Here is a 25,419-nt window from a genome sequence, read left to right as displayed (position 1 = left end):
ACAGGTTTTTACCTGAAGCACACATCATGAACTCCAAGACTCACTCTCCACACTCCCCCTCCGGCGCCTCCCACACTCCTGCCTGGCTGGGCCTGTCGGTATTACTTCTGGCGGGCTTCGTCACCATTTTTGATCTATTCGTCGTCAATGTCGCTATCCCCAATATTCAGAGCCAACTGGGCGCCAGCTTTAGCCAGATCGGCTTTATCGTGGCGGGCTACGAACTGGCTTTTGGCGTGCTGCTCATTACAGGCGGACGGCTGGGCGATCTATTTGGCCGACGCAGACTCTTTATCATCGGCATGGCGAGTTTTACGCTGGCGTCGGCCCTATGCGGTCTGGCACCCACCGCTTTTTTATTGATCATCGCCAGGGTATTGCAGGGCCTGGCTGCCGCCCTACTCTTTCCCCAGGTCTATGCTTCCATTCGGGTCAACTTTGAGGGAGATCACAGCCGCCGCGCCTTTGGCTTGCTGGGCATGACCCTGGGGCTAGCCGCCATTGCCGGGCAAATACTGGGAGGCTGGCTAATTCATGCCGACCTGTTCGGCCTGGGTTGGCGCAGCATTTTCCTGATCAATATCCCCATAGGGCTGCTGGCCATTGCCTTGGCCCGCTATATCCCTGAAACCCGAGCCCCGCACGGCCAAGGGCTAGATAGTACAGGCGTAGTCCTGATCAGCCTTGCCCTGGGCCTGCTACTGATCCCCCTGATCCAAAGTTCGGAGCACGGCTGGCCTGTCTCCAGCCTAGCCGCTCTGGCCGCAGCCGGCTTGTTATTCGTCATTTTTTACAAGCAACAAGAAAGGCGCCGATGCGCAGGACACCCACCCTTGGTGGATATGCAGCTTCTGGCACAGCCCCGTTTTGCCTTGGGAGCCCTACTGGTCTTGTTGGTGTACTCCACCGCCAGCTCTTTCTTTCTCTGCTTTGCTCTTTTACTGCAAAGTGGGCTGGGCTTAAGTCCGTTCCACGCGGGCAGTATTTTCGCCCCCGCCAGCGTGGGCTTTGTTGCAGCCTCTCTCAGTGCACCACGACTTGTTACACGCTACGGCACCCGTGTGATTACGCTTGGCGCTGCTGGCTACGCCGTCTCGTTTGCCTGGCTGATCGGCCAAGTTGCCTGGGCAGGCGCACAGACAGAACCTGTCCACCTGATTCCGGCCTTAATTTTTTTAGGAGCCTGCCAAGGTTTGATCATGACCCCCTTGTTGAATCTGGTTCTGGGTTTTGTAAACGAGGCCCAGGCAGGCATGGCATCAGGCGTCATTTCCAGCATCCAGCAGGTGGGAGCCGCCCTTGGGGTTGCCGTCGTTGGACTACTCTTTAATGCAGGACAAAACGCTAGCAGCGCTGCCTCATCCCAGGCGGAACAATATGCCTCTGCCTTTGTAATCGGCCTGAGCTACAACCTGCTGGCCTCCGTACTGATCAGTCTTCTATTACTGGCTTTAAGCAGGGCTCATCAAGACGCGCAACAGACCTAAAAAACGGCCTTCTGTGCCCCCCCCTCTGGCACACAGGGGCCGACATCACATTTTGCGCAACTTCCGCCACAAAGTGCTGCGACTGATCCCTAGTTGCTGGGCGGCCAGGGCGCGATTCCCACCACACTCTTCCAGCACCTTGGCCAGATGCTCCTGTTCGCTGCGCTCTTGCTGATCGCGCAGCGCTGGCATGGCAGGCTCGGCCACCACCGCCCGCAACTCCGGCGCAATATCTTCCAGCACCACAGCCTGATCGCCTTGCACTGTGCCCAGGACCATCAAACGTTCGATCAGGTTTTCCAGCTCGCGGATATTGCCGGGCCAGGAGTAGTGACGACCCAGCTCCAACAACTCAGCCAGCCAATCCGGATTCAGTGTTACAGCCCCACCCAGACGCTGGGCCACTTTTGCCAAGAGATGCTCCACCAGTTCCGGCAAATCCTGGGTACGCTGACGCAAGGGCGGCAAACGCAGCACCAGAATATTCAAACGATAAAACAGGTCCTGACGGAACACGCCTTCTTTAACTTGCGCGGCCAGATCCCGGTGAGTGGCCGCAATCACACGTACATCCACCGGCGTGGGTTCAATCGCCCCAATACGCAGGACTTCTTTTTCTTGCAGCACACGCAGCAAACGAGTTTGCAAGGGCAAGGGCATTTCCCCGATCTCGTCCAGAAACAGGGTGCCAGTGTGAGCCGCTTCTACCAGCCCGACTTTGCCGCCCCGGCTGGAGCCTGTAAATGCGCCTTCTACATAGCCGAACAGCTCGCTTTCCAGCAGGCTGTCGGGGAAAGCGGCACAGTTCACCGCTACAAAGGGCTGTGCGCGTCTGGCACTGGCACTATGAATCCCTTGAGCCAGCAGCTCCTTACCTGTACCACTCTCGCCGATAATCAGGGTGGTCGCCGTGCTTTGTGCACACGCCTGAGCCTGGGCACGCAGCTTGTACATGGGCGAACTTTGCCCCACCAGATCGGATAACTCGTACCGGGCATGACGCGATGCCACTTGCTGACTGCGTGAACGCAAACTGCGGTCCAATCGCTGAATCGCAGCCGGGTCCTGGCATAGCAGCACGGCCCCGCTCAAGCGCCCCTGCTCCAAAATCGGCATACGGGTCACAATCGCGGTGCGACCAGCCACTTGCTGCACCGTATCCAGTTGCACTTCCAGGCTGCGCAGCGTACCGGCCAGATCCAGTTCGGGGTACAAGGAGCCCAAGCGGCGGCCAATCACGGCTTGGGCGGGTTGGCCCAACCAGGCCTCCATGGCCGGGTTAACGGTTTCAATCCGCTCGTCCCTGTCCACTGACACCACACCGTCACGCAACTGCGCCAGAATCGTATTCAAGCGATCCCGACGGGCCGCTTCAGCGCGCGCAACACGGGCCAGTTCGATAGCGGATTCCAGCGCCTGGCGAACGGCTCCTTGTGAATACAGCAGCACGCCCTCCATTTGATTCTCACGCGCCAGATCCACCACCAGACCGGGGGCCAGCACCCACTCCACGCCCAGCTCTTTCAAATCCTGAACACAGCTACGTGCATCAGCCTCGCTGCGATAGCTGCGTAGCTCCACGGGCAGATCAAAACGCTGCACGAACTCCATTAGTTCCAGCGGCATTTCGCCATAGGTCACCACGGCTTTACGCTCGGCCTGTGCCGAGGCCAGACTGCCCATAATGTCAAAGCCACCCGGATGCACCAGCACCACCGGCAAGTCCAGATGCTCACGCAAATAACTGCCGTTGGAACCAGCGGACACCAGAACGTCGATTGCACCGGTTTGTCGCAAAACCTGCACGGCTTGCACAGCCTCGCCATAGGCTTTGTCCACGATCAGGATTTCGGCCTGGGCGCGGAACTGCGGCACCAACTCTTCCAAGAGAGAACGCAGTCCATGCAGGCCAAAAGCCACCAGACGCAGCCGAGCAGGAAGGGGGGAAGGATAAGGCATGTGATTTCACCCAGGCATCAACAATGCGACATTGTTTCAAATTACGTTTCAATATTGAAACACAAAACAATGAAATACCGTATTTGCAAAAAAGAGGGACACCTGCGAGCGATCAAGACATTCCCGCCTCGTCTGGCTTCAGAGCTTTCATCATCTTCACCGGCTGAACTTGGCACAGCATTTGCTTTAGTAGCAACAACCCATCGCAGCATCACGCTGACGACATTTTCTTATCTTGTGATCTGGAGCCCCAAATGAGCCAAAACCAACTGACATCGGCAGGCGCCCGTTTTCGCCAGGCCCTGCGTGAAGAACAGCCTTTGCAAATCATCGGCGCCATCAACGCCAACCACGCTTTGTTGGCCCAACGCGCCGGCTACCGCGCCATCTACTTGTCGGGTGGCGGTGTAGCGGCTGGCTCTTTGGGCTTGCCTGACCTGGGCATCAACACCCTGGATGACGTGCTGACTGACATTCGCCGCATCACCGATGTATGCGATCTGCCATTGATGGTGGACATTGATACCGGCTTTGGTGCTTCGGCCTTTAACATCGCCCGCACGATCAAAAGCCTGATCAAGTTCGGCGCCGCCGCTTGCCACATCGAGGACCAGGTGGGTGCCAAGCGTTGCGGTCACCGCCCCGGCAAAGAAATCGTCAGTACCGGCGAAATGGCAGACCGTGTAAAGGCCGCTGTTGACGCCCGTACCGACCCAGAATTTTTCATCATGGCTCGTACCGACGCGATTGCGGTTGAAGGTGTGGACGCCGCCCTGGAGCGTGCCCAGGCTTGCGTGCAAGCGGGTGCAGACGGCATTTTTGCTGAAGCCTGCTACGACCTGGACACATACCGCCGCTTTACCGAAACGCTGGATGTGCCTGTGCTGGCCAACATTACCGAGTTCGGTCAAACCCCCTTGTTCACCGTGCAAGAACTGGCTTCGGCCAATGTGGCCATGGTGCTCTACCCCCTGTCCGCCTTCCGCGCCATGAACAAGGCCGCCGAAACTGTCTACCAGGCGATCCGTCGTGACGGACATCAAAAAAATGTCATCGATTTGATGCAGACTCGTGAAGAACTGTACGATCGTATCGGCTACCATGCTTACGAGCAAAGCCTCGACAAACTGTTCCAGAAAAACAAGAAGTCCTGAGCCCCCACAGGCTCCCGCCCGGCCCTTTGACAGGGCCTTTACGCGGGTAAAACCCCATTTAGCAGCCAGCCTCGTGCTGGCTGCCCAGCAACCAGGAGACCTTTATGAGCAGTACTGAGAACACCCCTAGCACTGGCTTCAAGCCCAAGAAATCTGTTGCCCTGTCTGGCGTTGTGGCAGGCAATACCGCCTTGTGCACGGTCGGTCGCAGTGGCAATGATCTGCACTACCGCGGCTACGATATCTTGGATCTGGCCCAGGCTTGCGAATTTGAGGAAGTGGCGCATTTGCTGATTCACGGCAAATTGCCCAACCGCGACGAACTGCGCGCGTACAAGCAAAAGCTCAAGCGCCTGCGCGGCCTGCCCCTGGCCCTGCAAACCGCTCTGGAAACCCTGCCTGCCCACAGCCACCCCATGGACGTGATGCGCACCGCCGTATCGGTTCTGGGCTGCGTGCTGCCTGAAAAAGACGACCACAACCTGCCCGACGCGCGCGACATTGCCGACCGTCTGATGGCTTGCCTGGGTTCAGCCCTGCTGTACTGGTACCACTACAGCCACAACGGCGAAATGATTGATGTGCAAACCGACGATGACAGCATCGGCGCGCACTTCCTGCACCTGCTGCATGGCGAAAAGCCCTCGGCCGAGTGGGAAAAAGCCATGCATGTGTCGCTGAACCTGTACGCCGAGCACGAGTTCAACGCCTCCACCTTTACCAGCCGCGTGATCGCCGGTACGGGTTCGGACTTCTACTCCGCGATTGCCGGTGCGATCGGCGCTCTGCGCGGTCCCAAGCACGGCGGTGCCAACGAAGTGGCTTTTGAAATCCAGAAGCGCTACGAGACACCTGACCAGGCTGAAGAAGACATCCGCAAGCGCGTGGAAAACAAGGAAGTCATTATTGGCTTCGGTCACCCCGTCTACACCATCTCCGACCCACGCAACGAAGTCATCAAATCGGTGGCCAAAGAGCTGGCCGTGGCCGATGGCAACACCCGCATGTACGACATTGCCGAACGTCTGGAAAGCGTGATGTGGGAAGTGAAAAAAATGTTCCCCAACCTGGACTGGTTCTCGGCCGTGTCCTACCACACCATGGGCGTGCCTACCGCCATGTTCACGCCTTTGTTCGTGATCGCGCGTACGGCTGGCTGGGCGGCTCACGTGATTGAGCAGCGCGTGGACAACAAGATTATTCGTCCTACCGCCAACTACATTGGCCCTGAAAACCAAAGCTTTGTGCCTCTGGACCAGCGCCCATAAGTCACAGATCCTGGGCTATTATTCGCCTGTGATCTAACTCACGGCCCCGCTGCATTACGCACGCGGGGCCGTCTTGCTGGTGACTTCCATGCTCTCTGAATTTGTACGCTACGCCCTGCCGCTAGCCGGCACTCTGATGATTGCCTGTGCCCTGACCACACTAGTGTCCGGTGCTTATTTATTGCTGTTCAATCTGCGCCGCAGCAACCAGGTGCTACGCCACCCTTATCTGGACCAGTACCCCTGGGAAAAACTCAGTTTCCCCCTGAAGGCCGGCATACTGCTGGATTATTTTTTACGGCTGAATTTTCCCAAACGCCAAAGCTCGCTGTTTGGCAATGCCAACCGTTTGCTCAGGCACGTCCAGCCCGACGAGGTTCCCATGGGCGTCAAATGGCCCCTGATGGGACTGTGGGGCGGTTGCTTTCTGGGCATGATCAGCATGCTGGCCGTTTGGATTCTAATCGCCCTGCACTCCAACCCCACTTGAAGGAGCCCGCCTTGACCACCGAGATCCACCACGACCCGCAAGCACATCTGTTTTACTGCGATGTTGAAAACCTGCGCAGCGTGATCGAATACGAACTGGATGATGCCATCATGAGCATCACCCATACGCGCGTGCCACCCGAACTGGAAGGCCGCGGCATTGCAGGGCAACTGACCCGCTTTGCACTGGAGACGGCGAAAAACCAACAGTGGAAAGTACGCCCGATTTGCAGCTATGCCGTGGTCTATCTACGCCGCCACCCTGAATACGCCGACTTGCAGGCCTGAACCCAGCAATATTCAGCCTTTCGCAAGTCTTATATAAGATATAAGACCATTGCTTCGCTGTGCGCTTCAAATTACAATTGGGGCAACACGCGATTTATTGCATTTTCATATCAACCATTTACCGATAGGCACCCGCACTATGCTGGACTCTTACCGCGAACATGTTGCCGAGCGCGCTGCTCTGGGCATTCCCCCGCTGCCTTTGTCAGCTCAGCAGACCGCCGAGCTGATCGAGCTCATCAAGAACCCACCTGCCGGTGAGGAAGCATTTCTGGTCGACCTGCTGACGCACCGCGTCCCCGCCGGTGTAGACGATGCTGCCAAAGTCAAAGCCTCTTACCTGGCCGCTATCGCGCTGGGCACAGAAACCTGTGCCTTGATCAGCCGCGAGCGTGCCACTGAGCTGCTGGGAACCATGCTGGGTGGCTACAACATCAGCCCTCTGATCGATCTGCTGGATTCGCCCGAACTGGGCCAGATCGCTGCCAACGGTCTGAAAAACACCCTGTTGATGTTTGACTCGTTCCACGACGTCCAGGAAAAAGCCGAAAAGGGCAATGCCTTTGCAAAAGAAGTGCTGCAAAGCTGGGCCGACGGCGAGTGGTTCACCAGCCGTCCTGAAGTCCCCGAAAGCCTGACCGTCACTGTTTTCAAAGTCACCGGCGAGACCAACACGGACGATCTGTCCCCCGCCCCTGACGCCTGGAGCCGCCCGGACATTCCGCTGCACGCGCTGGCCATGCTGAAGAACCCACGCCCAGGTATCGAACCTGAAGAGCCCGGCAAGAAAGGCCCTGTCAGCTTTATCGAATCCCTGAAAGAAAAGGGCCACCTGGTTGCCTACGTAGGCGACGTGGTCGGTACCGGCTCTTCGCGTAAATCGGCTACCAACTCCGTGTTGTGGTTCACCGGCCAAGACATTCCTTTCGTTCCCAACAAGCGCTTTGGTGGCGTGTGTCTGGGCAGCAAGATTGCTCCTATCTTCTACAACACAATGGAAGATGCCGGTGCCTTGCCTATCGAGCTGGACGTTTCCAACATGGAAATGGGCGACGTGGTTGAGCTGCGTCCCTACGAAGGCAAAGCCTTCAAAAATGGCGAACTGATCTCCGAATTCCAGGTCAAGTCCGACGTGCTGTTCGACGAAGTGCGTGCTGGTGGCCGTATTCCCCTGATTATTGGCCGTGGCCTGACCACCCGTGCTCGTGAAGCACTGGGTCTGCCCCCAACCACCCTGTTCCGCCTGCCACAAAGCCCTGCCGACTCCGGTAAAGGCTTCTCCCTGGCCCAGAAGATGGTTGGCCGTGCTTGCGGCCTGCCTGAAGGTCAAGGCGTGCGCCCCGGTACTTACTGCGAACCACGCATGACCACCGTTGGCAGCCAGGACACCACAGGCCCAATGACTCGCGACGAACTGAAAGACCTGGCTTGCCTGGGTTTCTCGTCCGATCTGGTGATGCAGTCCTTCTGCCACACCGCCGCTTACCCCAAACCTGTGGACGTTAAAACTCACCACGAACTGCCTGCTTTCATCAGCACGCGTGGTGGTGTTTCCCTGCGTCCAGGCGACGGTATCATCCACTCCTGGTTGAACCGCATGTTGTTGCCCGATACCGTGGGAACTGGTGGCGACTCGCACACCCGTTTCCCTATCGGCATCAGCTTCCCCGCCGGTTCCGGTCTGGTGGCCTTTGCTGCGGCTACCGGTGTGATGCCTCTGGACATGCCAGAATCCGTACTGGTGCGCTTCAAGGGCGAAATGCAGCCCGGCGTCACGCTGCGTGACCTGGTTAACGCCATTCCTCTGTACGCCATCAAGCAAGGCTTGCTGACCGTGGAAAAAGCCGGCAAGAAGAACATCTTCTCCGGTCGCATCCTGGAAATCGAAGGTCTGCCTAACCTGAAGATCGAACAGGCTTTCGAGCTGTCCGACGCGTCGGCTGAGCGTTCCGCCGCTGCATGTACCGTTCGTCTGAACAAAGAGCCCATCATCGAATACCTGAACAGCAACATCACGCTGCTCAAGTGGATGATTGCCAATGGCTACGAGGACGAGCGCACTATCTCGCGTCGTATCAAGAACATGGAAGCCTGGCTGGCCAACCCTGAGCTGCTGGAACCCGATGCAGACGCTGAGTACGCGGCTGTTATCGACATCGACCTGGCTGAAATCCACGAACCTATCGTCGCTTGCCCCAACGACCCTGACGACGTGAAAACCATGTCCGACGTGTCCGGCACCGTGATCGACGAAGTGTTTATCGGTAGCTGCATGACCAACATCGGTCACTTCCGTGCTGCCTCCAAGCTGCTGGAAGGCAAGCGCGACATTCCAACCCGTCTGTGGGTCGCTCCTCCGACCAAGATGGACCAGCAACAGTTGAGCGAAGAAGGCCACTACGGCGTTCTGGGCGTGGCTGGTGCTCGTATGGAAATGCCCGGTTGCTCGCTGTGCATGGGTAACCAGGCACAGGTTCGCGAAGGCGCCACCGTCATGTCCACCAGTACCCGTAACTTCCCCAACCGTCTGGGCAAGAACACCAATGTGTTCCTGGGTTCGGCTGAACTGGCCGCCATCTGCTCGCGTCTGGGTCGCATCCCGACCCGCGAAGAGTACCTGGCCGACATGGGTGTCCTGCAAGCCAATAGCGAAGACATCTATCGCTACATGAACTTCGACCAGATCGAAGAGTTCAAGGAAATTGCTGACTCCGTAGGTCTGTAAGCCCTAGCGCTTGCAAAAAACGCCTTCGCCGCTTCATGCGGCGAAGGCGTTTTTCTTTGCCCCTTTGAAATGATCCCCCTGTCAAGACACAGACAAAAAAGCCTGGGTATCAAGCGTCAGCCGACGTTGGCCGTGCACATATGCACGATTGGCTGCCCACGGGTATACCCCTATTATCATTGTGGTTACTCCTTATGTACGTCTGGCGTTTGAATCGCCTATAAAGCTGAAAGCAAACTGAAGAAAAGCTGAAAAACAGTATCGGATTGCTGCAGTTTGCTCTCGAACGCTTACAGCCACTTCGGAGACACACCTCATGAGAAACAGGATCAAAAAAAGCACCGCGCCACACGAACACACTGGCGCATCTCGGCGCAAGTTCCTGGGCGGTGCGGCAGTCGGCACCGCGGCTGCAGCAACGATGGGCTTTCCTGCCATCGCTCGCGCGCAGGGTCCCATCAACTTCCGCTTTCAAAGCACTTGGCCCACCGTCGACATCTTCCACGAATTCGCCCTCGATTTTGCCAAGAAAATCAATGATATGACCGGTGGAGACCTGAAAATCGAAGTCTTGCCCGCCGGGGCAGTGGTACCGGCCTTTGGCCTGCTGGATGCCGTCTCCAAGGGAACGCTGGACGGCGGCCACGGCGTACTGGGTTACAACTACGGCAAGCAAAATGCCCTGGCTTTATTTTCGTCTGGTCCGGCCTTCGGCATGGACGCCAATATGGTGCTGGCATGGCACAAATACGGTGGCGGCAAGGAGTTGCTGGCCAAGCTGTACGATGCCATCGGTGGCAATGTCGTCTCGTTCCTGACCGGCCCGATGCCCACACAACCGTTCGGCTGGTTCAAAAAACCCATCGCCAAGACCGAAGACCTCAAGGGCCTGAAATTCCGTACCAATGGCCTGGCTATCGACCTGTTCACCGAAATGGGGGCTGCCGTCAACGCGCTGCCAGGCGGTGAAATTGTCCCCGCCCTGGACCGCGGCCTGCTCGATGGTGCCGAGTTCAACAATGCCGCATCAGACCGCGCCCTGGGTTTTCCGGACGTGTCCAAGGTCTGCATGCTGCAAAGCTTTCACCAGGCCTCCGAAACCTTCGAGATCATGTTCAACAAGGACAAGTACAACGCCTTGCCGACACAACTGAAAGCCATTGTCGACAACGCGGTCGAGGCCTCATCGGCCGACATGTCCTGGAAGGCGGTTGACCGTTACTCGCAAGACTACCAGCGCCTGCAAAAGGAAGACGGCGTCAAATTTTACAAAACGCCCGACGCCATCTTGCAGCAACAACTGGTTGTTTGGGACCAGATCATCGCCAAAAAGGCGGAGACCAACCCCCTCTTCAAGGAAATCGACGCGTCGCAACGCGCATTCGCGGCACGTGCCATGGCGTGGGACATGGACACCAACAATAACCGTCGTATGGCCTACAACCACTACTTCGGCCGCAAGGCCCCCCAAGCCTAAAGCTAGCTCCTATCGGCAATCGTACCGCGTCATCCCGTCTACTCGGATGTGGATGACGTCTCCTCCCTGACTCCAGGCCGGCCGCGCCCAAAGCCGCAGTCGACACACATCAGACCCTTTCCGCGCCAGCAAGGTGACCCGACCATGCAGAAAATCCTGGCCTTTATCGACCGGTTCAATACGTGGATAGGCCAGTTGTTCGGCTGGCTAATCCTGGCATTGACCCTGTTCGTTTCCTTCGAGGTTTTCTCTCGATACGTTTTATCCAACCCGCACGCCTGGGCCTTTGACATGATGAACATGCTGTATGGCAGCCTGTTTATGATGGCCGGTGCCTATACGCTCTCCAAGAACGGCCATGTCCGTGGGGATGTGCTGTACGGTTTTTTCCCGCCCCGCCTGCAGGCGGGCCTGGACTTGGTCCTGTACATCCTGTTTTTTATTCCCGGTGTGGTCGCCATGTTCTGGGCCGGCTACTACTTCGCTGCCGAGTCGTGGGCCATCATGGAGCACTCGAACATTACGGCCAACGGACCGCCCATCTACCCGTTCAAAGCCATCATCCCGCTGGCAGGCTTGTGCCTTCTACTGCAAAGCTTTGTGGAAATGGTGTACTGCGTACGCTGTCTGCGGGACGGGAAATGGCCTTCGCGCGACAAGGACGTTGAAGAAGTCGATGTGGACAAGCTCATGGACATGGTGGACGTCAACAGCGACGATATTAAAAAACTGGATGCCTTTGTCAAAGTCGGCGGCAAAAAAGGGAGTCCGACATGAGAAAAGAAATCTGGTTCGGGCTTACCATCCTGATCGGCATTGTTCTGAGCATTGCCGTGTTCATGCCGGCACCTGCGGACATGACCAATGGTCATTTGGGCCTGCTCATGCTGGCCCTGATTGTCGTCACCATCATGCTGGGCTTTCCCACAGCCTTTACGCTGATGGGGATGGGAGTGATCTTTACCTGGCTTGCGTACCGCAACATGGGCACACAGCAAGCTATCCAGCAGACCCTGGACCTAATGGTTCTGCGCACCTACGCCGTCATGACCAACGATGTCCTGATTGCGGTGCCCCTGTTCATCTTCATGGGCTATCTGGTTGAACGCGCAAATCTGATCCAGAGCCTGTTCCAGGGCATGCACCTGGCCATGGCACGAATCCCTGGTTCGCTGGCGGTGGCCACTATTGCCACCTGCGCCATCTTTGCCACAGCCACTGGCATTGTAGGTGCGGTGGTGACTCTGATGGGGTTGCTGGCCATGCCCGCGATGCTGCGGGCGGGCTACAGCGTACAACTGACAGCCGGCTCCATTACTGCGGGAGGCTGCCTGGGTATTTTGCTGCCCCCCTCCGTGCTGCTAATCCTGTATGGCGCTGTCGCCGGTGTCTCGGTCGTGAAACTGTATGCTGGGGCCTTCTTCCCAGGCCTCTTGCTGGCCGTAATGTACGTGCTGTACGTGATCATCCTGGCCAAGCTCAAGCCCAGCGTCGCGCCCCCTCTTTCGGCGGAAGACCGCATTGTGCCACTGCCCGCCTTCGCGCAAACCATCAAAGAAACCATCACGGACCGTGCTGTGCCCGGCCTGATCAGCGCCATGAAGGGGCCTCGCAATGTCGATATACCCATGAAGCTGCTGTTAAAAAATCTGGCAGTCGCCCTGCTGCCCGCTGCAATCTTCCTCGCTGTCATGGGCTTTAGCTATCAATCGGTCACCGCGCCCAAGACCGCCGAGCACTACGAGCTGCAGGAAATGGGCGGCGGTTTCAGTAGTTTCGACAATGACTACAGTGGCGGCGGGCTGGCAGAACCTCCGGGGGCTGGCGGTCTGTCCGAACCCGAAGGTAGTGAGCCACTCGTTTCGCTGGGTACAAACGAGCTGGGTACAGAGGCTCCCGCCCCGCAGGCAGCAGCCACCGAAGAAGCCAGGACAGCAGAGCGCCAGGCTGCGCCGATGACCTTCTGGATCTTTCTGATCGTGGGCAGTCTGGCCTTGCTGTTCTACTACGCCATGCTGAATTTCGCTCGGCTGGAAATTTTCAAGATGCTGCTCAGCTCTTTCTTTCCGCTGACCATGCTGATTCTTGCCGTGCTGGGCAGTATCATCGTCGGCCTTTGTACCCCCACCGAGGCGGCGGCCTTGGGTGCCTTGGGCGGCATCCTGCTGGCCTTCGCCTATCGCCGCTTGAACTTTTCCATGGTGCGCGAATCGGTGTACCTCAGCGCCAAGACCAGTGCCATGGTCTGCTGGCTGTTCGTCGGCTCCAGTATCTTCTCGGCCGCCTTCGCCTTGCTGGGCGGCCAAGAACTGATCAATAACTGGGTGCTGTCGATGGATCTGACGCCCATCCAGTTCATGATCCTGGCTCAAGTTGTTATTTTCCTGCTGGGCTGGCCACTGGAATGGACGGAGATCATCATTATCTTCATGCCCATTTTCCTGCCGCTGCTGGCGCACTACCAGATCGATCCGCTGTTCTTCGGTCTGCTGGTCGCACTGAACCTGCAGACGGCATTTCTGTCGCCGCCGGTTGCCATGTCGGCCTTCTACCTGAAAGGCGTCTCGCCACCCCATGTCACCCTGAACCAGATTTTCCTGGGCATGCTGCCCTTCATGGGGATCCAGATCCTGGCGATTATCGTCCTGTACCTGTTCCCTGACATCGGCCTCTGGCTGCCCAGGGTACTGTACTGATCTCAGCCAAGTCGCATCACAACAGAAGCCGCCGCATTTCCGGATGCGGCGGTTTTTTGCCTCACGCTCCTTTCTAGGGAGCTTCCCTCATTCACACACCCCGGTCGTAGCAAAGGGTAAACTAAGCTGTCCCTCTACCGGTTTTGTATGTCCATGTCGCAACTCAACTCCAAACTGCTCGCCCAACAACCCAAAGAAATCCAGCGGCTGCTCAATTACACGGACGCGCTGGTTCGTTCTGGCTCGCAGATCGAAGACCGCTACTGGCAAGGGCTGACCGCCAAATTGCTGGACAAGCTCTATAGCGGACGACGTAATACGGCTGTTGAACAGACGCTGGAACTGCTGGGCAGCCAACAGCAAAGTCAGCATTACGAAATTTTAATGGAACTGGCCGAGTCCCACGCCGAATGTCAGCAAATCGAGCATGAAGGTGTGTTGTACGACGCCTTGCTGTTTTCAGCTCCGCTGACCGCCTGGACACGCTATCAATTACCCCAAGGCGAACTCAAGCCCCAACAGCACAAGGAACTGGAAGAGTCCTTACGCGCCACCGTTCTGGCCGAAGGCACGATGTGCGCCCTGCTGCCCAATCTGGTCAATTACGACGAGATGCCGCAAACCTATCAGCAAGCCTACGCGTGGACGCGCAGCCTGACCGCGCAAGCCTTGGGCCGCAGCCAAGACCCTGCCCCTGTAAACAAGCCAGAAGAAGCCAGCAGCCTGCTGGCCGACGCCCGCTTTCTGATTGGCGTAGTCATGGCTCCGGTAGGCCAAGCCCTGTTTCGCTGGCAGCAATCCAGCGACAATCTGCAAGCTGAGCACCTGCGTTGCGTCGAACAATGGGTAGCGCGTTATTCCGCCATCGTCACGCCTTTGTTTACCGGCTGCCAACTGCAGTTTCTGGCTCCTAACGCGTATTACATGAACAACCGCGAGTCGGACCGTGAGATTCGCCCACTGGCTCTGAAGGCTGGCATCACCTGGCTGCAAACGGCGGTCAAGCTCTCGCCCGACCAACTGCGTGCCGTCATCGTCGCCTGCGGTGAAGAGCAGATTGAAGAGTACCGCGTGGGCTTTAGCACCATTTCCTCGCCTACCGTCATTTATGGTTGTATCTGGCCTGTATTAAGTCAGGAAGAGGCCGAGTCCTCTTTCCACAGCGATGACCATGTCGACATCCCGGACGTCATTGCTGCCCTGCTCAGTACCCTGGGCCTGGTCCAGATTCAGCGCCTGCCGGGCCTACACTCCACCGAGACCTGCGACGATTGCAACGCGCCTTTCTTTCCGGACATTAACGGCGAGATGCAGCACCCGGAACTGCCGGACGAAATCGATCTGGACCCCGTACAACTGCACTAAATTGAACACCGCTACTGTTTCCCAGCCTGTATCCATAGACCTGTTTTGCCGTGTTATCGACAATCTGGGGGATATAGGCGTGTGCTGGCGGCTGGCCCGTCAGTTGGCTGCCAGACCCGAGGTCGCCCAGCTACGCCTGTGGGTGGATGATCTGCACAGCTTTAGCCGCATCCAGTCCGAAATCCAAAGCAGCCTGCAAAGCCAGCGTCTACAAGGTGTAGATATCGAACATTGGCACGACGCGCGCCAAGACTACCCCGCGCCACACCCCTTCGTCATCGAGGCCTTTGCCTGCGAACCGCCCGAGACCATGACTCGGCAACTGAAGGCCGACAGCCATGTGTGGATCAATCTGGATTACCTAAGCGCCGAGCCCTGGGTACAGGGCTGCCACGGCCTGCCCTCCCCGCAAGCAGGTGGGGCGAACAAATATTTCTTCTTTCCCGGCTTTGTCCCGCAAACAGGGGGCCTGCTGCGTGAAAGCGATCTGCTGGCCCGCCGTGACACCTTCTTGAAGGACGATACGGCCTATCAGGCCATGCTGAACCGTCTGGGCGTATCGCAGAAACACGTCCAAGCCCTGCTCCAGGGCGAGATGCAGCAAATGTTCTTGTTCTGCTATCCCGATGCACCCGTGCTGGCTCTGCCCGAAGTGCTGTCCTCGCTACAGCAGAAAACCCTGCTGCTGGTGCCCGAGTCCGTTGCCCAGCACCTCCCGGAATTAGCCAAAGGCCACCTGCTGACCCAACGCATCCCCGCTGTGAATCAGGCCGACTTTGATGCCTTGCTCTGGCGCAGTGCGCTCAATATCGTGCGCGGCGAGGACTCTCTGGTGCGTGCCATCTGGGCCGGGCAACCCATGCTGTGGCAGCCCTACGTACAGGAAGAACAGGCCCATCTGGACAAGCTGCAAGCCTGGCTGGATACCGGCAATCTACCCGAGCCGGTTCAAGCCCTGCATCTGGCCTGGAGCAGTGCGGATCAGGCCGGTGCTGCCGCCGCCTTGCGCCGCAGTCTGGAACCGCAGGTGTTGCGTCTATGGCAACAAGAAGCCCGTGCATATAGTACAAAACTGGCTGAACAAGCCGATTTGGCCAGCAGTTTGCTGAGTTTTTACACCCAAGTCGCCCGAAAACGCTAAAATAACAGATTACTTCTTAAAAGCTCCCTGACACTGCGTTTGGCGGAGCCTGTCCCATTCGGAGTTTTTTTAATGAAAACCGCACAAGAACTGCGCGTTGGTAACGTCGCGATGGTCAATGGCGACCCTCTGGTCGTTCAGAAAACGGAATACAACAAATCCGGTCGCAACTCCGCCGTTGTCAAACTGAAGTTCAAGAACCTGCTGACCGGCTCGAACAGCGAAGCCGTGCACAAAGCTGACGAAAAATTTGAAGTTGTCCAGCTTGAAAAGCGCGAATGCACTTACTCCTACTTCGCTGACCCCATGTATGTTTTCATGGACGAAGAGTACAACCAGTACGAAATCGAAGCCGAAAGCATGGGCGACGCTCTGGACTACCTGGAAGAAAACATGTCCGTTGAGGCCGTTTTCTACGAAGGTCGTGCCATCTCGGTTGAACTGCCCACCATCATCGTGCGCGAAATCACCTACACCGAACCTGCTGTGAAAGGCGATACCTCCGGTAAAGTGTTAAAGCCTGCCAAGATCAACACAGGTACCGAAATCAGCGTGCCTCTGTTCTGCAACATCGGCGACAAGATCGAAATCGACACCCGCACTGGCGAATACCGCAGCCGCGTGATGTAAGAAAGACGTCGTGCCGCCCAGTGCGGTACGCGCAAAAAAGGGGCTGTTTTTACAGCCCCTTTTTCCTGCGTGTCAGATTCACCGAGTGGCCTTCTGGGCAGGGCAACGGCAGACTTGATACCACTAACTTTAACGAACACAGTATTCAGTCCGCCAGCTCTTACCTCGCCCCAAACGCCTCTTCAAAAATACCCACAATCGTCTTCTTATCCGTCTGAATCGGATTAGTCGCTCCACACACATCCTTGAGTGCGTTCTCAGCCAGAACTGAGAAATCTTCCCGCTTCACTCCCAGCTCTTCCAGCGACTTCGGAATCCCCACAATATCGGCCAGCTTTTTAATTGCTGCAATCACATCCAGACCTTTGAGGTCAGGATTGTTGTCCGACAATATCTTACCCAGTTCGTCCAAACGCCCTTTTACCGCTTGCATATTGAAAGCCTGCACATGCGGCAGCAGCAGGGCATTGCAAACACCATGCGGCAGGTCGTAGAAACCACCTAACTGGTGAGCCATGGCATGCACATAGCCCAGCGACGCATTATTGAATGCCATCCCTCCCAAAAACTGGGCATACGCCATCTGTTCACGGGCTTTTTTGTTATGTGGCTCACGCACCGCGATAGGCAAGTATTTAGCAACCAGCTCGACAACTTTCACCGCACAGGCGTCGGTAATGGGAGTGGCAATGGTCGATACATAGGCTTCGACTGCGTGAGTCAGGGCATCCATGCCGGTGGCAGCGGTTAGCGAGGCGGGCATGCCTTCCATCAGTTCTGAGTCATTCACTGACAAGAACGGAGTAATGTGACGGTCGATGATCGCCATCTTCACGTGGCGGGTTTCGTCGGTAATGATGGTAAAGCGTGTCATCTCTGACGCTGTGCCAGCGGTGGTATTGATGGCTAGCAGCGGCAGTTGCGGCTTGGCGGATTTATCGACCCCTTCATAGTCGGCAATCTTGCCACCGTTACTGGCAACCAGGGCCACACCTTTGGCACAGTCGTGGGAGGAGCCGCCGCCCAGGGAGACAATCATATCTGCACCGTGTGCTTTCAGCGCTTCCAAGCCTGCATTGACGTTACCTACGGTGGGATTGGGCTGTACCTGATCAAAAATCGCTGTATCGATACCCTGCGCAATCAGCTTGTCTGCCACCAGTTTAGCCATACCTAATTTGGCCAGATCAGAGTCTGTGATGATCAAGGCCTTTTTGAAGCCCATCCTCCCAACAATCGGCATAGCCTGATCCAAGGCGCCGGGGCCCAGAACATTGTGTGGGGTCATGAAAAACTCAGAGACAGTCATTGTGCGTACTCCTAATTAACGATAGAAGAAGCTCCTTGCCGCTTCAAGGCAATACGCATTGAAAGCGCGCAAGGAAGGGATCCCCCCATATTGCATGGGGGGAGGTCTAACAGCACTACGAATAGATCAAGAGATCAGAAAAAGCCCAGGGCGTTCGGGCTGTAGCTGACCAGCAGGCACTTGGTTTGCTGGTAGTTATTGAGAGCCATCTTGTGAGTTTCGCGGCCGATGCCGGATTGCTTGTAGCCACCGAAAGCAGCGTGAGCAGGATACAGGTGATAGCAGTTGGTCCAGACTCGACCTGCCTCAACACCACGGCCTACGCGGTAGGCACGCGAGCCGTCGCGGCTCCAGACGCCAGCACCCAGGCCGAACTCGGTATCGTTGGCAATGGCGATGGCTTCTTCTTCGTCCTTGAAGGTGGTCACTGCGGCCACGGGTCCGAAGATTTCTTCCTGGAAGGTACGCATGCTATTTTTACCCAGCAGCATCGTGGGGCTGATGTAATAGCCATTGTCCAGGCCCTGGCCCAGACGATTACGCTCACCACCGGTCAGGGCTTGTGCGCCCTCCTCACGACCGATATTGATGTAACCCAAAATACGCTCCATCTGCTTCTCGGAAACCTGTGCACCCACCATCGTCCCGGCATTGAGTGGATTGCCAGTCTGAATACGTTTGACTCGCTCAACGGCGCGTTCAATAAAGCGTTCGTAGATGGACTCCTGAATCAGAATGCGCGATGGGCATGTGCAGATCTCGCCTTGATTCAAGGCGAACATGCTCAAGCCTTCCAGAGCTTTATCCAGGAAAGCATCATCAGCCTGCATCACGTCTTCAAAGAAGATGTTGGGGCTCTTGCCGCCCAGCTCCACAGTCGCGGGGATCAGGCGATCAGCGGCGGCGTGCAGGATTTCTCGGCCTACAGGTGTGGAGCCGGTGAAGGCGATTTTGGCGATACGCTTGGAGTTGGCCAAGGCATGGCCGGCTTCTTTCCCGTAGCCGGTGACAACGTTCAGCACACCAGCCGGTAGCAGGTCACCAATGATTTCCATCAGCAGCAGGATGGAAGCGGGGGTTTGCTCGGCGGGTTTCAGGACAATGGGGCAACCGGCAGCCAGGGCCGGTGCCAATTTCCAGGCAGCCATCAACAGCGGAAAGTTCCAGGGGATGATCTGACCGACGACGCCGATAGGCTCGTGAAAGTGGTAAGCAACCGTGGTGCCATCGATATCCGAGAGACTGCCTTCCTGAGCACGCAGGCAACCGGCAAAGTAGCGGAAATGGTCGACCGCCAAAGGCAAGTCAGCCGCGCGGGTTTCACGGATAGGTTTACCGTTGTCGATGGTTTCTGCCACCGCCAGACGTTCCAGGTTTTGTTCAATACGGTCGGCAATGCGCAGCAAAACAGCGGAGCGCTCGGCAGGCGCAGTATTGGCCCACTGGTGTCGTACCTTGTGCGCGGCATCCAGCGCCAGGTCGATATCGGCGGCACCCGAGCGGGCGACCTGGCAAAACACCTGCCCGGTAACGGGGGAGACGTTATCGAAATACTCACCCTCGACCGGCGGCACCCAACGTCCACCAATGTAGTTGTCGTAACGGGACTTGAAGGGAAATTCCAGATCCAGGCCCATGGATTTGAGATCGGACAGATTCATGATGTCTCCTTATTGATTTAGTTCGGTGTCACCAGACGTACACCGCAGGGAAAGGTTAGGGGTGCCTTTATCCTGATTTAACTAAAGCAAATAACGTGCCAAACTAGCTAGCGATTGTCCCGACTCGATCCTAAGCCCGCCCGCCTCCATAATGGAACAACCTCCAGTCGCAGGCTGCGACAGCGACTGTCGCAAAAAGTGAGCACTGTCGCAGGATGCGACACCCCTCCCGGAGCACATTCATGACTTCTCTACACGCGTTTTGCCCGCAAACCAACGAAACCATGTGGCGTCAATCCTGGGAGCGCTGCCAAACGATGGAGTCGGACTTAAGTGCAGAGCCCAGAGACATGAGCCAAGGTGCGCTGCGACAGTTGCTGGAACAGCAGCATCACTTATTGCATCACTCTTCGGCAGCCGTACAGGATTTGGCCGCGCTGGTGCATCCGCATCGCAGTCTGGTTTTATTGTGCGACGCCCAAGGCACGGTGTTACAACAAGCGGGCGATCCGCATTTTCTGCAACGGGCCGAGCAGGTTGCCTTGCGTGCGGGTGTAAGCTGGGCCGAGAACCATCGCGGCACCAATGCCATAGGCACCGCCCTGTTCTGCGCACAGCCCATCAAGATTCACGGCAGTCAGCACTATTTGCCTGACAACCGGATTCTAAGCTGCCACGCCGCCCCCATTTATGACCCTTATGGTCAGATTATTGGGGTGCTGGATATTTCCGGGCCTTCAGAGCTGGAGCATCACTACGCCCTGGATTTGGCGCAGTTGTACGCCCGCCAGATCAGCCGCCAAATGCTGGAGTCGCTGTGCACGCCATCCCGCCGCCTGCTGCATCTACATACCGACCCTGGCCTGCTCAATAGCGCTTTCAGTGGTCGACTGGTTCTGGAAGACGACATGATTGTGGCCGCCGATGAGCTGGCCGCCCGCATGTTGCGCCAGGACTGGCAGGAGCTGCCCGGCCAGGATTTACGTTCGGTACTGGAGCAGGCGAAAAGCACAAGTCAGCCTGTCACGCTACACCTGAGCACGGCAACTAAAGCCCCGGCCCCCGCCCGCGCGGTACACGTTCAAACGGAGACAGCAGACACAACTCAGTTGTCTCCACAGCAGGAAAAGGCGCTGGAACCAGCGTTGCGGGCCATGCAAATGGGCTTGTCCATCTTGCTAAGTGGCCCCAGTGGCTCCGGCAAGGAGCGTATGGCACGTGAACTGCATCGCCGCCGCCAGTCGCAGTCCGGCCCTTTTGTGGCAATTAACTGCGCCGCCCTGCCCGAAACCCTGATTGAAGCCGAGCTGTTTGGCTATGAAGCCGGTGCATTTACCGGTGCGCGTCGTCAGGGTTATGCCGGCAAATTGCGTCAAGCACACGGCGGTGTGCTGTTTCTGGATGAAATTGGTGATATGCCGGTCACTTTGCAAAGCCGTCTGCTGCGGGTTCTGCAAGAACGCGAAGTTCAGGCACTGGGTTCGGAGCGCACACACCGTCTAGACTTCCAGTTGATCAGTGCCAGCCATCAGCCGCTGGAAAAACTGGTACGTGATGGCCGCTTCCGTGCTGACTTGTACTTCCGGCTGCAAGACTATGTCTGCACAGTCCCCAGTCTTAGAGAGCGCAACGATCTGGGCGATTATATTTCCAGAGAGCTGGCCGTTCTGGCACAAGGCCAGATGGCACCCCAGCTCCATCCCGACGCCTTGCAAACACTGCAGAACTACGACTGGCCGGGTAATTATCGCCAGCTGCGATCGGTACTGCTGCAAATCATTGTGCAAGATTCTCCTGGGCGTCTGTGGTTGGCTCAGGATCTGCCTGCCCTGCCATGTTTACATGTCGAGCATCCGCTGCTGGCTCAAGAGCCAGACGCCCCAGCAGCCCGAAATATCACGAAAACAAGCCCCCCTGCCGTCCCCAAGCCACAAACCCTGAAGGAACAGGAATACGCCGCTGTGCAGCAGGCTTTGGAACAACATCAGGGAAATATTTCACAAGCGGCGCGCGCCTTGGGGCTGCATCGCAGCACCTTGCATCGCAGACTGAAAGAAATGTCGCCGCTCATTACTGCAAGCGGTCATCATCCAGAAAGTCAGGAATCGGCATGGCAATAATGCCGTCGTCGGCCAGTTCCTGATACTCCTGCGCCGTGGCCTGACCGCGGATGGCACGCGGTTCAATATCGCCTTCGTGCATACGGCGTGCTTCCTGGGCAAACTGGGTGCCCACATTATCCGACTTGCGTATCACCGAGCGTAGCTCCTGCAAGAGCTGGCCTTGAATCACCCGCATTTGCTCTTCGGTGGGCATGGTTGAGGGCAAAGGCGGCGGAACGGGAGCAGAGTCAGAAGCGGTGCTGCTTTCTTGCGCACCCACATTGATACGTGGAGCCGACAGTTTGCGTTTGACCTCATGGCTGTTGCAGACGGGGCAACACAACAGCCCACGACTGATCTGCTCATCGTAACTTTCGCGTGAGCTAAACCAACCCTCGAACACATGGCCGTGTTCACACTCAAGATCAAAAACCTTCAAGCTCATAATGTGTATATCAATGGGCGAATAAACCGCCATATTGTGACATGGAAGTGGCGAACCAATTATGGCAAGTACGGCATGCGCGGCTTAACGGGGCACAGCGGCCAGCAGACGCTGCGTCAACTCTTCCTGTGGATGGAACAGAACCTGCTGCGCACTGCCCTGCTCTACGATACACCCCTTGGCCATAATAGCAATTCGATCGGCTAGATACTCCACAACCCCGAAATTATGGGTAATGAACAAATAAGCTAACCCCAGCTCCATTTGCAATTCACGCATCAAATCCAGAATCTGCGCCTGCACGGACACGTCCAGGGCCGAGGTCGGTTCATCGCAAATCAGAACGGCAGGTTCAACCGCCAAGGCGCGCGCAATCGCAATGCGCTGGCGTTGTCCACCTGAGAACTCATGCGCGTAACGATCCAGGGCGTTCTTGGGTAGACCGACTTGCTCCACCAACGTTTCAATTCGTTTGCGACGCGCCTTGGCATCCAGCTCGGGGCGCAAGGCAGTCAGGCCTTCCAAGAGAATATCGCCCACCATCATGCGCGGGTCCAACGATCCATATGGGTCCTGAAAAATGATCTGCAGACGTGAGCGCAATTGCCGCAAGGCCTTGCCTTTTACTTGCAGAATATTCTGCCCCTGCATGTGCACCTGACCACTGATCTGCGCCTGGTGATCCAGCAAACGCATCAAGGTACGTGCAACCGTGCTTTTACCGCAACCCGATTCACCAACCAAAGCCAGGGTTTCGCCCTTGTGCAGTTGCAGACTCAAGTCTTTGACCACGGGGATTACGGGCAAGCGTCGCCACCAGGAACCGGCCTGTTTGTAGGACACAGACAGGTTCTGAATATCCAGAACCAGCTCTTTGCCGCTACTGCGCGGCGCTACGGCTTCAATAGGCGCAATGGCGCGGGACAAGGGCTGCCCACGTTTTTCAAAAGTGGGAATGGCATCGAGCAATTCACGAGCATACGGATGGCTGGGACGCAGAAAGAACTGGCTGGCCAACCCGGCTTCCACAATTTGCCCGTGCCGCATCAAGGCCACATAGTCGGCGTATTGCTTCACCAGCAGCAAGTCGTGCGTAATCAGCAAAATAGCCAGGCCCATCTCTTTCTGTATATCGGCCAGCAACTGCAAAATCTGTGCCTGAACCGTCACATCCAGCGCAGTAGTTGGCTCATCGGCCACCAGCAAATCGGGCTCTGCCGCCAAGGCAATCGCAATCATGATGCGTTGCTTCTGGCCACCGGAAAACTGGAACGGAAAATCATCGTAGCGCTGGGCAGCACCGGGGATGCCGACACGCTCCAGCCATTGGATAGCCCTTGCCCTTTCCTGCCCCGCAGGAGCTACAGCATGACGACGAATCACCTCGCTGATCTGCCGGCCAATGGACATGACCGGATTCAGGCTGGTGGACGGCTCCTGAAAAATCACACTGATGCGTTTGCCGCGCACATCCTGCATGTGTTGCTCAGGCAAAGGCGGCAACTCCAGTCCATCCAAGGCAATGTGACCGGACTGCATCCAGGCAGCTTCCGGCAAGAGACGCAGGATCGCCATCGCTGTCATGCTTTTGCCGCAGCCGGACTCCCCCACCAAGGCAAAGGTTTCACCACGCTGCACAGCCAAAGACAGATTGCGTACCACGCTTTGCACACCGGCATCAGACTGCACGCGCAGTTCCAAGCCCTCGATATTGAGCACGGCAGGCGTTGTAGAGGGCTTCACGGCGCAGTCGTTCTCAAGCTCACTCATACTTTGGCTCCTCCTGGGCGACGGACTCGCAACGTCTTGAATCGGCGGGTACGAGGATCAAAAGCCGTTTGCACCGCATCGGCAAAAATGTTCGCGGACAGAACCAGCCCCAGCATCATCACAAAAGCCCCGGCCAAACCCCACCAGATAATCGGGTCGCGGGACAGTTCGCTGCGGGCGGCATCAATCATGCGTCCAAAGGAAGGCATGCTGGGGTCCACGCCTATGCCCAGATAGGACAGCACCGCCTCGTACAGCACCAGACCGGAGAACTCCAGAATCAGAGTGATCAGCACAATGTGCATCACATTGGGCAGGAGGTGACGAAACATGATGCGCAAATGGCCTACGCCAAAAGCCTGAGCGGCCTGCACATAGTCCAGCTCGCGCAGTTTCAACACCTCGGCACGCAGCAGGCGGCACAGGCCCGCCCAGCCGGTCAGGCCCAGAATCAGACACAACATGAACAAACGCAGGTCGGCACGGGCAGCCACGGTGTCGAAGCTATCGGGATGGGTGTCGATATAAACTTGCATCATCAACACGCAGGCGGCAATCAACAAGACGCCGGGAATGGAGGTCAGCGTGGTGTAAATGTATTGAATGACATCATCGACCCAGCCCCGGAAGTATCCGGCGGCCAAGCCCAGGATAATGGCAGGCGGCAGCATGGCAAAGGTGGTCAAGGTGCCAATCACCAACGCGGTACGCACGCTTTTCAAGGCTTGCCAGATGATGTCGTTACCTGTGCGGTCCGTACCCAGCACGTAGTAATTCGTGCTCAGGCTCAGAACCAGACACAGCAGTATCACCAGTGCGCAAGCGCTGAACCAGACAAGCCGCCAATTCACCAAACCCTGCCCCTGCCACCAATAACGCCATGCCGCCCCCCAGCCTGCTTCCATCGATTGCTTGCGCCCCCAAAGCGTCAACAAGAAAGCCAGCACCACACTGGCCAGCAGCCCCCAAGACAGGCCTTTCAGACTGAGTCGGAGAAGGTCCTGTCGGTGCTCCTGAGGCGTGTCCATCCCAACCCCGGCATTGACCAGGCGCGGGAAGTCGCGCACGGGCTTGCCGTCAATCAACATGCTTTCCTTGGTCAACTGAAAGCGGGCCAAGGGAGCCGAATACGTCTTTTCAACTTTTGTCAGACCCGCCGCTTTCAAAACATCATCCAGTGCCGAACGAGCTACAGGCGCATAACTGGGTGTGCTGGCCTCCTGCCCCGGGGCCGCTGGCAAAAGCGGCCGATAGTGAATGGAGTCCAGCAGACCAAGCAGCAGAAAAAAGACCAGAAAAACAGCGGCACACATGGCCGATGGCGTACGTGCCACACTGGCCCAGGCCGAGCGCAAGGCGGGACGCTTGACGACACGCCAGGTATAGACCGCCATGGCCAGAAACAGTGCCAGCACAAAGGTATCGGTCCAGAGAAAGACGAACTGTGGCATGG

Annotated in this window: 19 protein-coding genes; 13 read left to right on the top strand and 6 right to left on the bottom strand. The window is 57.1% G+C overall.

All coding sequences use genetic code 11. The features are described from left to right. Window positions 1-26: 26 nt before the first annotated feature. Window positions 27-1,487, top strand: a complete 1,461-nt coding sequence (locus LNA76_RS12055; RefSeq protein WP_094195944.1) for an MFS transporter — start codon at window positions 27-29, stop codon at window positions 1,485-1,487. 45 nt (window positions 1,488-1,532) lie between these two features. Here the strand turns inward: LNA76_RS12055 and prpR are convergent, their stop codons facing one another. Beyond that, window positions 1,533-3,446: a propionate catabolism operon regulatory protein PrpR gene (prpR, locus tag LNA76_RS12050; protein WP_230019147.1), complete on the bottom strand. Its 1,914-nt coding sequence runs from the start codon at window positions 3,444-3,446 to the stop codon at window positions 1,533-1,535. A gap of 254 nt (window positions 3,447-3,700) precedes the next feature. On the opposite strand from prpR, the gene prpB reads away from it, so the two are divergent. The 11 genes from prpB (at window position 3,701) to efp (ending at window position 16,679) form a co-directional block, all read left to right on the top strand. After that, on the top strand, window positions 3,701-4,600 hold the full coding sequence (gene prpB, locus LNA76_RS12045) for a methylisocitrate lyase (RefSeq protein ID WP_230019146.1): 900 nt from the start codon (window positions 3,701-3,703) through the stop codon (window positions 4,598-4,600). Window positions 4,601-4,704: 104 nt separating this feature from the next. Further along, entirely contained in the window at window positions 4,705-5,868 is a 1,164-nt protein-coding gene (gene prpC / locus LNA76_RS12040) for a bifunctional 2-methylcitrate synthase/citrate synthase (protein WP_094195942.1), read from the top strand. 88 nt (window positions 5,869-5,956) lie between these two features. After that, window positions 5,957-6,358 (top strand): hypothetical protein, encoded by a 402-nt coding sequence (locus LNA76_RS12035; protein ID WP_094195941.1) that lies wholly within the window; start codon window positions 5,957-5,959, stop codon window positions 6,356-6,358. Window positions 6,359-6,369: 11 nt separating this feature from the next. Continuing rightward, window positions 6,370-6,645 carry a GNAT family N-acetyltransferase gene (locus LNA76_RS12030; protein ID WP_094198281.1) on the top strand — a complete coding sequence of 92 codons (276 nt, stop codon included), beginning with the start codon at window positions 6,370-6,372 and terminating at the stop codon, window positions 6,643-6,645. Window positions 6,646-6,784: 139 nt separating this feature from the next. Then, entirely contained in the window at window positions 6,785-9,370 is a 2,586-nt protein-coding gene (gene acnB, locus LNA76_RS12025; protein ID WP_094195940.1) for a bifunctional aconitate hydratase 2/2-methylisocitrate dehydratase, read from the top strand. 316 nt (window positions 9,371-9,686) lie between these two features. Next, window positions 9,687-10,847 carry a TRAP transporter substrate-binding protein gene (locus LNA76_RS12020; protein WP_108727923.1) on the top strand — a complete coding sequence of 387 codons (1,161 nt, stop codon included), beginning with the start codon at window positions 9,687-9,689 and terminating at the stop codon, window positions 10,845-10,847. 144 nt (window positions 10,848-10,991) lie between these two features. Further along, window positions 10,992-11,624, top strand: a complete 633-nt coding sequence (locus LNA76_RS12015) for a TRAP transporter small permease subunit (RefSeq protein ID WP_094195938.1) — start codon at window positions 10,992-10,994, stop codon at window positions 11,622-11,624. Continuing rightward, window positions 11,621-13,543 carry a TRAP transporter large permease gene (locus tag LNA76_RS12010; protein ID WP_230019145.1) on the top strand — a complete coding sequence of 641 codons (1,923 nt, stop codon included), beginning with the start codon at window positions 11,621-11,623 and terminating at the stop codon, window positions 13,541-13,543. Before LNA76_RS12015 ends, LNA76_RS12010 begins: the two co-directional genes overlap by 4 nt. Before the next feature lie 153 nt (window positions 13,544-13,696). Next, a complete protein-coding gene (locus tag LNA76_RS12005) occupies window positions 13,697-14,908 on the top strand; it encodes a DUF2863 family protein (RefSeq protein WP_230019144.1) in 1,212 nt (403 codons plus the stop codon). A 1-nt stretch (window position 14,909) separates the two neighbouring features. Further along, window positions 14,910-16,049, top strand: a complete 1,140-nt coding sequence (gene earP, locus LNA76_RS12000; RefSeq protein ID WP_230019143.1) for an elongation factor P maturation arginine rhamnosyltransferase EarP — start codon at window positions 14,910-14,912, stop codon at window positions 16,047-16,049. A 72-nt stretch (window positions 16,050-16,121) separates the two neighbouring features. Then, a complete protein-coding gene (gene efp, locus LNA76_RS11995) occupies window positions 16,122-16,679 on the top strand; it encodes an elongation factor P (protein ID WP_003802564.1) in 558 nt (185 codons plus the stop codon). A 160-nt stretch (window positions 16,680-16,839) separates the two neighbouring features. On the opposite strand, the gene LNA76_RS11990 is transcribed toward efp, so the two are convergent. Then, window positions 16,840-17,988 (bottom strand): iron-containing alcohol dehydrogenase, encoded by a 1,149-nt coding sequence (locus LNA76_RS11990; RefSeq protein ID WP_125276948.1) that lies wholly within the window; start codon window positions 17,986-17,988, stop codon window positions 16,840-16,842. 134 nt (window positions 17,989-18,122) lie between these two features. Further along, window positions 18,123-19,649: an acetaldehyde dehydrogenase ExaC gene (exaC, locus tag LNA76_RS11985; protein ID WP_094195934.1), complete on the bottom strand. Its 1,527-nt coding sequence runs from the start codon at window positions 19,647-19,649 to the stop codon at window positions 18,123-18,125. A gap of 242 nt (window positions 19,650-19,891) precedes the next feature. On the opposite strand from exaC, the gene LNA76_RS11980 reads away from it, so the two are divergent. After that, a complete protein-coding gene (locus tag LNA76_RS11980; RefSeq protein WP_230019142.1) occupies window positions 19,892-21,769 on the top strand; it encodes a sigma-54-dependent Fis family transcriptional regulator in 1,878 nt (625 codons plus the stop codon). Here the strand turns inward: LNA76_RS11980 and LNA76_RS11975 are convergent. From LNA76_RS11975 to LNA76_RS11965, 3 genes are all read right to left on the bottom strand, one after another. Then, the gene (locus LNA76_RS11975) at window positions 21,720-22,196 is read right to left on the bottom strand and encodes a DUF1178 family protein (protein WP_108727927.1); all 477 of its coding nucleotides are present in this window, start codon (window positions 22,194-22,196) and stop codon (window positions 21,720-21,722) included. The two genes, LNA76_RS11980 and LNA76_RS11975, sit on opposite strands and share 50 nt — an antisense overlap. Window positions 22,197-22,280: 84 nt before the next feature. Further along, window positions 22,281-23,966 (bottom strand): ABC transporter ATP-binding protein, encoded by a 1,686-nt coding sequence (locus tag LNA76_RS11970; RefSeq protein ID WP_230019141.1) that lies wholly within the window; start codon window positions 23,964-23,966, stop codon window positions 22,281-22,283. Then, on the bottom strand, window positions 23,963-25,417 hold the full coding sequence (locus LNA76_RS11965; protein ID WP_094195930.1) for an ABC transporter permease: 1,455 nt from the start codon (window positions 25,415-25,417) through the stop codon (window positions 23,963-23,965). Before LNA76_RS11965 ends, LNA76_RS11970 begins: the two co-directional genes overlap by 4 nt. Between the last annotated feature and the right edge of the window lie 2 nt (window positions 25,418-25,419).

The sequence above is a fragment of the Alcaligenes sp. MMA genome, assembly GCF_020907215.1.
GTDB lineage: Bacteria > Pseudomonadota > Gammaproteobacteria > Burkholderiales > Burkholderiaceae_B > Alcaligenes > Alcaligenes aquatilis.
Note: the sequence above shows the minus strand (reverse complement) of the source record. Positions and strands in the feature narration are given on the sequence as shown.